4 protein-coding genes are annotated in these 5,772 nt (G+C 72.3%); 1 reads left to right on the top strand and 3 read right to left on the bottom strand.

The genetic code is table 11. The features are described 5' to 3' along the window. Positions 1-199: 199 nt before the first annotated feature. The 3 genes from ACFXPK_RS31045 to ACFXPK_RS31035 all read right to left on the bottom strand — a co-directional run bounded on the left by ACFXPK_RS31045 (position 200) and on the right by ACFXPK_RS31035 (position 3,634). Positions 200-874: a PadR family transcriptional regulator gene (locus ACFXPK_RS31045; protein WP_385005270.1), complete on the bottom strand. Its 675-nt coding sequence runs from the start codon at positions 872-874 to the stop codon at positions 200-202. Between the two features lie 136 nt (positions 875-1,010). Next, on the bottom strand, positions 1,011-1,760 hold the full coding sequence (locus tag ACFXPK_RS31040) for a hypothetical protein (protein WP_385080459.1): 750 nt from the start codon (positions 1,758-1,760) through the stop codon (positions 1,011-1,013). Positions 1,761-1,993: 233 nt separating this feature from the next. Then, positions 1,994-3,634 (bottom strand): protein kinase, encoded by a 1,641-nt coding sequence (locus ACFXPK_RS31035; protein ID WP_385005274.1) that lies wholly within the window; start codon positions 3,632-3,634, stop codon positions 1,994-1,996. Positions 3,635-4,068: 434 nt separating this feature from the next. On the opposite strand from ACFXPK_RS31035, the gene ACFXPK_RS31030 reads away from it, so the two are divergent. Further along, on the top strand, positions 4,069-5,688 hold the full coding sequence (locus ACFXPK_RS31030) for a protein kinase (RefSeq protein WP_385080457.1): 1,620 nt from the start codon (positions 4,069-4,071) through the stop codon (positions 5,686-5,688). Positions 5,689-5,772 lie beyond the last annotated feature (84 nt).

The raw sequence follows: 5,772 nt of genomic DNA, 5'->3' as shown, positions 1-5,772 counted from the left end.
GAACGGACGGGCGCTGTGTCGCTGATGAAATGATAGATTTCGTCAGGCCATGCCCTGCCGGATCCGAATGGACTCGGGTTGGGGGCGCGTCAAGCCGGACCCGGCCGGGAGTCCGGAGCCGGCCGGAGCCGGGTCCGGGAGCCGGAGCACGCCGCCGGGGTCGGTGGCGGCGCGGGCGGCCCAGGTACGGCGGCGGGGGTCAGTGCCCGCCGGAGCGCTGGGCCCCGGGCACGGGCGCCCGGCCCACGACCTCACCGGACGCCTCACCGGGCGGGCCGTCCGGCGGATCCTCGGTGGGCCCGCCGGTGGTTTCCGCCACCGGCGTGGCCTCGCGCAGCGGCACCATCGAGAGCCGGATCAGCCGGGACTCGCAGTGGTCGAGCCAGCGCGCCTCGGCCTCCGTCTGGAAGATGAGCTGTTCCAGGACGAGCAGCCAGGCCACCTCGTCCCGGTCCTTCGGTACGGTCTCCAGCGCCTGCGCCTTGAGCCGGGTGTAGTCCTGCATCGCCTTGATGGTGTGGCGGCGCTGCGACTGGATGACGTCCCGGATGTCGACGCCGGGCGCGCCCACCGCCATGGCGAGCTTGATCGCCAGCTCGTCGCGGGGCGGGCTGGCCCGGTCGACGGGCGTACGGAACCAGGACTTCAGCTCCGTACGGCCGGCGTGCGTGATCACGTAGAGCGTGTGTCCCGCCCCGTCCTCGCCGTCCTGGGCGACCATGCCGTCCCGTTCCAGACGGCTGAGCGTCGTGTAGACCTGCCCGACATTGAGCGGCCAGGTGGAACCCGTGCGCGACTCGAACTCCGTACGGAGCTGAGAGCCGTAGCGCGGGCCACGTTCCAGGAGGGCGAGAAGCCCATGGCGAATCGACATACTCAGTATGTATACCGGGTATGTCGTGGCCCGCAAGCAACCTGAGAGTGAGGTGGTAAGTCCGCCATAAGGACTACACGGTGCAGACAGGAGGGGAAAAGCGCAGGTGGGACGGGGTGGCGAGGGAGCGGTCGGGTCAGCGGCGGAGCCGCACTCCGAGAAATCCGAGCCCGAGTCCGATCAGCGTGATGCCGGTGCCGAGCGTCAGGACGGAGACGGGCCGGCCCGACGTGTTCGTGACGAAGGCCGTGCCCCGCTCGCGGGGCGCCTCGGGGGCCGGGGGCCGGGGTGTCGAGGACGCGTCGGGGATCGGCGCGACCGGCTCGGGCAGCGCGTGGTCCTCCTCCACCGTCTCCTCCTCCCCGTCCGCCTCGGGGGGCTTCGCGGTCCGGTCCGGCCGTACGCGTGAGGGCGACGCCGAGGCGCCGGCGGAGTCGGACGCGGCGGACGACGACGTCATGGGGGAGGGCCGGGCGGAGCCCGCGGGCGGCGTCGCGGGGGTGCTGGGCGGCCGTGCGGCGGGGTGCGTGGCCGCCGTTCCCGTACCGCTCGTCGGAGGGTGCCCGCCCGTACCGCTGCCCGTGCCGTCGCCTCCGGCGGCGCTCCCGGAGTCCGTGCCCCCGTCGCCCCCGCCGTTCTCGGCGCCGATCGCGGGACCGGCCTCCTCGGGCCGTACGACCTGGCCTCCCGTGGGCCTCCCCGGCCGGGGGCGCCCCTCGCTCGCGGGCCGCGCCGTCGGCGCGGCGGGCCCCGGCTCCGCCATGGAGGTCCCTGGTGCGCCGGGCGGCCCGGACTCCTCGGCGTGGGCGACGGGTGCGACCAGCAGCAGCGCCGCTACGGCGACCGCGGTCGCGCCCGGAAGGCGGGGCGGGAGGCTCGGGCTCACCGACTCAGCGTCACATGGCCCGACAAAACCGGCATCTCGGGCATTTCGCTCAAGGGGTGCAACCGGCGCAGCTCAGCCGGCCGGTACAGCCCGACCGTCCTGCCCCGTCCTGCCGGGAGCCGGGACCCAGGAGCCGGGACCCAGGAGCCGGGACCCAGGAGCCGGGACCCGAGGACCCGGGACCCGAGGACTCGGAACGCGGTCCTCAGGCCCTCGGGCCCTCAGGTAAGTGCCTAGCCCGCGTCCCCCGTGGAGATCGTCAGCTCGAACTGCTGCTCCTTGGGCAGGATCGCCGAGCCCGGTTCGGGGTACTGGCCGATCACGATGTCCTCGGCCTGCGCGCCGTCGTCCTTCTTCTTGGGCTCCGCCCAGGTCCAGCCCGCCTTACGCAGGCAGTCCTTCACCGAGATGATGTCCTTGTACCGCAGGTCCGGGGCCTGCACCTTCGACGGGTCCAGGCTGTCCTCGGACGCGTCCGTGCACTTGGCGGCGTCGATCGTCCGGTTCCGCTCGGGGTCCCGGTGGTCCGCGGGCGTCGCGCTGCCGCTGGCGACCGGATCGGGGTCCTTGTCGTTCTCGCCGTTCATGGACAGGGCGGTGACCAGGCCGCCGAGCGCCAGGAGCGCGACGACGATCGAGCCCACGACCACCGGGGTGTTCCGCTTGCCGTCGCCCCGGCCCGAGGGGCCGTTCCCGGAGACGCCGTACCCCTGGGGCGTCGTCGGCGCGGGCGTCGAGTACGCGGGGGCCGCCTGCGGGTAGCCGTAGCCCGGGTTCTGCGCGTGGGCCTGCGGCGAGGGCTGCATCGGGCCGTAGGGCGAGGCGGCGGGCGTCGGCGGGCCGTAGGGGTTTGGCTGGTACGGCGTCTGCACACCGCCCGGCATGGACTGCGGGGCCTGGCCCGACTGGTCGACCGGTGGGAAGACCGCGGAGCCCACGCCGGAGCCGCTGGTGTGCTGCGGGGCGCCGGGCACGATCGCCGGGGCGCCCGGCTGCCCGGCCGTCAGGACGCGCGCGCACTCGTCGCGCATCGCCTCCGCGCTCGGGAAGCGCTCGTTGGGGTTCTTCTTCAGCGCCCGCGCCACCAGCGCGTCCATCGCCGGGGTGAGCGACCGGTTGATGCCGGAGGGCGCGCCCGGCTCCTCCTGGACGTGTGCGTACGCGATCGCCAGCGGGGAGTCCGCGTCGAACGGCAGCCGCCCCGTGAGGAGCTGGAAGAGCATGATGCCGACCGAGTACAGGTCGGAGCGCGCGTCGACACCTCGGCCCAGCGCCTGCTCGGGCGAGAGGTACTGCGGCGTCCCGACGACCATGCCGGTCTGTGTCATCGACGTGACGCCCGACTGCATGGCGCGCGCGATGCCGAAGTCCATCACCTTCACGACACCGCGCTTGGTGATCATCACATTGCCGGGCTTGATGTCCCGGTGGACCAGCCCCATCTCATGGCTGGTCTCCAGCGCGGCCAGCACATCGGCGGTCACCTTGAGCGCCTTGTCGGCCGGCATCGCGCCGTACTGCGCGATGTCCTGCTGGAGCACGGAGCCGAGCGGCTGCCCCTCGACGTACTCCATGACGATGTACGGCATCACCGCGCCGTCGAGGGTGTCCTCGCCGGTGTCGAAGACGGAGACGATGTTGGTGTGCGACAGCTTGGCGACAGCCTGCGCCTCGCGGCGGAAGCGCTCACGGAAGGACTGTTCGCGCCCCAGCTCCGTGTGGAGCGTCTTGATCGCGACCTGGCGGTCGAGCGCCGCGTCGTACGCGAGATATACGGACGCCATTCCGCCCTCGCCGAGCAGATCGCGGAGCTGATATCTGCCGCCCGCGACCGACCCGCCCGCATGGCGGCCCCGTGCGCCGTCGTGGCTCATGACTGTGCTCCCCCTCGGCGCGCGTGGACGCGGTCGTACCTCGCGCGGCGGTATCGCGGTGATACCGGCAGCACCGGCGCGAACGGCGATACTGGCGCGGTGATCCCTTATTACTGGCCAAGTCTGCCGTAGGGCACCGACACGTCAAGCCAGGTGCCCGTTCCGTGACCGTAGACACAGCAAGCATCTCGGAAGCGTTACAGGAACCGCACGTAATTTGCATGGGCAGTGAGGCAACGGGTTTCATGACCGGTCCATCCTGGACCGGCGTGTCACCGGGAGGCTGTAGCGTGAGGTGCCATAGCCACCCCTGAGCGACCCTCCCAAGTCCCAAACACGCAGACACACAAGCTTCACAGAGCTCCTGAGACCCACAGACCACCCGCGGACCGCGCGCGCGGCCACCATGCGGACAGACACGACGGCGAGGACTGATGGCACCCGAACCCGAAGCAGGCGGCGGAGTGTCGGATGCGGCGGACTCCTGGGGCGACAACGGATTGGTCGGCGGGATGGTCGGCGACGGCCGCTACCGCATGACCCATCGCCTCGGCCGCGGCGGCATGGCCGAGGTGTTCGCGGCCGAGGACGTACGGCTCGGGCGCATCGTCGCCGTGAAGCTCCTCCGGGCGGATCTCGCCGAGGACCCGGTCTCCAAGGCCCGCTTCACGCGCGAGGCGCAGTCGGTCGCGGGCCTCAACCACCACGCGGTGGTGGCGGTGTACGACTCGGGCGAGGACACCGTCAACGGGCAGACCGTCCCGTACATCGTGATGGAGCTGGTCGAGGGCCGCACCATCCGCGATCTGCTCGTCAGCGCGGAGGCCCCGCCGCCCGAGCAGGCGCTGATCATCGTCTCCGGTGTGCTGGAGGCGCTGGCCTACTCGCACCAGCACGGCATCGTCCACCGCGACATCAAACCGGCGAACGTGATCATCACGGACGCGGGCGCGGTCAAGGTGATGGACTTCGGCATCGCGCGCGCCCTGCACGGCGCGCAGTCGACGATGACCCAGACCGGCATGGTCATGGGCACGCCGCAGTACCTCTCGCCGGAGCAGGCCCTCGGCAAGGCGGTCGACCACCGCAGCGACCTGTACGCCACGGGCTGTCTGCTGTACGAACTGCTCGCCCTGCGGCCCCCGTTCACCGGTGAGACCCCGCTCTCCGTGGTGTACCAGCACGTCCAGGACATCCCCGTACCGCCCTCCGAGGTCTCGGACGTGGCGCCGCCGGAGCTGGACGGCCTGGTCATGCGCTCGCTCGCGAAGGAGCCGGACGACCGGTTCCAGAGCGCCGAGGAGATGCGCGGGCTCGTCCAGTACGGCCTCCAGATGATCCAGCAGCAGGGCAGCCACAGCGGGACCTGGAACACCGGCCCGGTCGACGCCCACATGATGGGCGGCAACACCCCTGCGATGGGCATGGCCACGACGACGGCCATGGGCCACCCGCCGCACAGCGAGACGTCGCAGGGCCCGATCCTGCCGCCGATGAACCCGAACGACGGCGGATACGACGGCGGCCACCACGGCAACGGCGGCGGTCGCGGCAAGCTCTGGCTCTTCGTCGCGCTCGCGGTGGTCGCGATCATCGCGGGCGTGGCGTTCGCGGTGAAGAACATCGGCGGCGCCACGGACAACGGGAACGACACCAAGAACCCGACCACGCACTCCCCGAGCGAGCAGCAGACGTCCGGGAGCCCGTCCCCCTCCGAGTCGGAGTCCTCGCAGGACAGCGACACGGACAACTCCACGGGCGGCAACGACTACCCGAGCTACGAGCAGCCTTCGAAGCCGCGCTACACCCCGAGCCCGTCGCTGGAACCGTCGGACGACACGCCGACCTCCAGCGACACGGGCACGGGTGACACCGGGACGAGCGACGGCGGCAACGGCAGCGACCCGTCGAGCGACCCGACCGGCGGACCGACCGGCGACGGCGGCGACACCGAGCTGCCGGGCGGCCCCCAGGGGGTCACGAGCGGGGTGACCGGCGACACCGGCACCTCGGCCGGCGGCGACGGCGGCGCCGACGCGGGCAGCCAGGGCTGAGGCGCGCGGACACCGAGGCACCGAGACACCGTCATGGGCCGGGGGGGGGCGGGCGCGCGCCCGCCCCCCCCCCCGCGCCCGCCC

The organism is Streptomyces sp. NPDC059142 (genome assembly GCF_042755665.1).
Lineage (GTDB): Bacteria > Actinomycetota > Actinomycetes > Streptomycetales > Streptomycetaceae > Streptomyces.
Note: the sequence above shows the minus strand (reverse complement) of the source record. Positions and strands in the feature narration are given on the sequence as shown.

What these genes read in the sequence shown, in the direction of transcription:
- ACFXPK_RS31045 (WP_385005270.1), bottom strand. Translation starts at nt 874, where the DNA reads ATGTCGATTCGCCATGGGCTTCTCGCCCTCCTGGAACGTGGCCCGCGC.
- ACFXPK_RS31035 (WP_385005274.1), bottom strand. Translation starts at nt 3,634, where the DNA reads ATGAGCCACGACGGCGCACGGGGCCGCCATGCGGGCGGGTCGGTCGCG.
- ACFXPK_RS31030 (WP_385080457.1), top strand. Translation starts at nt 4,069, where the DNA reads ATGGCACCCGAACCCGAAGCAGGCGGCGGAGTGTCGGATGCGGCGGAC.